The following is a 2,715-nucleotide window of genomic DNA, read 5'->3' on the forward strand; positions in this document are numbered from 1 at the left end:
GACATCGACGCCTCCACGTTGGCGACCTGGTACCCGTAGACCGGATCCATGATCGTGGGCAGATACAGCCGTCCCGGATCACACGAGGAGAAACCCGCGTTGCGGTCCGGGGTCCACTGCATCGGCGTGCGCACCGCGTCCCGGTCGCCCAGCCAGATGTTGTCGCCCATGCCGATCTCGTCGCCGTAGTACAGGATCGGCGAGCCGGGCAGCGACAGCAGCAGGGCGGTGAACAGCTCGATCTGGTTGCGGTCGTTGTCCAGCAGCGGCGCCAGCCGCCGGCGGATACCGATGTTGGCACGCATCCGCGGATCCTTGGCGTACTCCGCCCACATGTAGTCACGCTCTTCGTCGGTGACCATCTCCAGGGTGAGTTCGTCATGATTGCGCAGGAAGATGCCCCACTGACAGTTCGAGGGAATCGCGGGCGTCTTCGCCAGGATCTCGGAGACCGGATAACGCGACTCACGGCGCACCGCCATGAAGATCCGCGGCATGACCGGGAAATGGAAGGCCATGTGGCACTCGTCGCCGCCGCTTCGGTAGTCGCCGAAGTAGTCGACCACGTCCTCGGGCCACTGGTTCGCCTCCGCCAGCAGCACCGTGTCCGGGTAGTGCGCGTCGATCTCCTTGCGCACCCGCTTGAGGAACTCGTGCGTCGCCGGCAGGTTCTCGCAGTTGCTGCCTTCCTCCTGGTAGAGGTAGGGCACCGCGTCCAGACGGAAACCATCGATCCCCAGATCCAGCCAGAACCTCAGCGCCGAGATCATCTCCTCCTGCACCGCCGGGTTCTCGTAGTTGAGATCCGGCTGGTGGGAGAAGAACCGGTGCCAGTAGTACTGCTTGCGCACCGGGTCGAAGGTCCAGTTGGACGCCTCGGTGTCCACGAAGATGATCCGCGCGTCCTGGAACTGCTTGTCGTCATCCGCCCACACGTAGTAGTCCCCGTAGGGGCCGTCGGGGCTGCTGCGCGACTCCTGGAACCACGGATGCTGGTCACTGGTGTGGTTCATCACGAAGTCGATGATCACCCGCATGCCCCGCTGATGCGCGGCATCCACGAACTCCACGAAGTCCGCCAGATCCCCGAACTCCGCCAGCACCGCCGTGTAGTCGGCGACATCGTAACCACCATCACGCAGCGGCGACTTGAAGAACGGCGGCAGCCACAGACAGTCGACACCCAGCCACTGCAGATAGTCCAGCCGCGCGGTCAGCCCCTTCAGGTCGCCCACACCATCACCATTGCTGTCCTGGAAGGACCTGACCAGGACCTCGTAGAAGACGGCACGCTTGAACCACTGCGGGTCGCGATTGGCGGCGGGAGTGTCCTCGAAGGTGTCCGGGACGGGCTCGTTGACGATCATCGTGTGGGTGACCCTCCGGTCTGCAGTGAGGACGGTCGCAGGACGGTCAGCACATGCGCCGGGCTCTCACCCGGCGACAGACGCACATAGTTGGCCCTGCCCCAGTGGTAGACGACACCGGTGAGCTCATCACGCACCGGCACCGGCTCGTGCCAGTCCAGCCCGAGCCGCGGCATGTCCAACGAGACCGTCGCCTCCTGGGTATGGTGAGGATCCAGGTTCGCCACCACCACAACCGTGTTCGAACCCGAACGCTTCGAGAACACGATCACCGCGTCGTTGTCGGCATGATGGAAGTGCACATCCCGCAACTGCCGCAGCGCCGCACTGGCCCGCCTGATCGCATTCAGCTTCGTGATCAGCGGCGCGATACTGCGCCCCGCACGCTCGGCCGCCTCCCAATCCCGCGGCCGCAACTGATACTTCTCCGAATCCAGATACTCCTCACTGCCCTCCCGCAACGGCACGTTCTCACACAGCTCATACCCCGAGTACACCCCCCACGACGGCGACAGCGTCGCCGCCAGCACCGCCCGCACCTCGAACGCCGGCCGCCCCCCCTGCTGCAGATACGCATGCAGGATGTCCGGGGTGTTCACGAAGAAGTTCGGCCGCATGTACGCCGCCGTCTCCCGCGCCAACTCCCCCACATACTCGGTCAGTTCCTGCTTGGAGTTGCGCCACGTGAAGTACGTGTACGACTGCTGGAACCCCACCGCCGCCAGCGTCCGCATCATCGCCGGCCGCGTGAACGCCTCCGCCAGGAAGATCACATCCGGATCCGACCGCCCGATCTCCCCGATCACCCGCTCCCAGAACACCACCGGCTTCGTATGCGGATTGTCCACCCGGAAGATCCGCACCCCCCGCCCCATCCACACCCGCAGCACCCGCACCGTTTCCGCCACCAGACCATCCATGTCCGCATCGAAGAAGACCGGATAGATGTCCTGATACCTCTTCGGCGGATTCTCCGCATACGCGATCGACCCGTCCGGCCGGTGCCGAAACCACTCCGGATGCTTCTGCACCCACGGATGATCCGGAGAACACTGCAACGCGAAGTCCAGCGCCACCTCCAGCCCCAGCTCCCCAGCCCGCCCCACGAACCAGACGAAGTCCTCCACCGTCCCCAACTCCGGATGCACCGCCTCATGCCCCCCCTCCGCCGAGCCGATCGCCCACGGCACCCCCACATCCCCCACACCCGCCGACACAGCGTTGTTGGGCCCCTTGCGAAACGTCGTCCCGATCGGATGGACCGGCGGCAGATACACCACGTCGAACCCCATCGCCGCGATCGCCTCAAGCCGCCCAGCCGCCGAACGAAACGTCCCGTGCGGCCGCT

The 2,715-nt window shown here is 65.2% G+C and carries 1 protein-coding gene and 1 pseudogene; both read right to left on the bottom strand.

Annotated features, from left to right (window positions below):
• Positions 1 to 1,367 (bottom strand): maltose alpha-D-glucosyltransferase (gene treS / locus ASC56_RS37205; RefSeq protein ID WP_055496023.1); only part of this gene is annotated, 1,367 nt, incomplete at its 3' end.
• Positions 1,364 to 2,715 (bottom strand): annotated as a pseudogene (locus ASC56_RS37210) (alpha-1,4-glucan--maltose-1-phosphate maltosyltransferase); the annotation flags it as partial. The gene treS and the pseudogene ASC56_RS37210, both read right to left, overlap by 4 nt.

Source organism: Streptomyces sp. TP-A0356 (assembly GCF_001417775.1).
Lineage (GTDB): Bacteria > Actinomycetota > Actinomycetes > Streptomycetales > Streptomycetaceae > Streptomyces.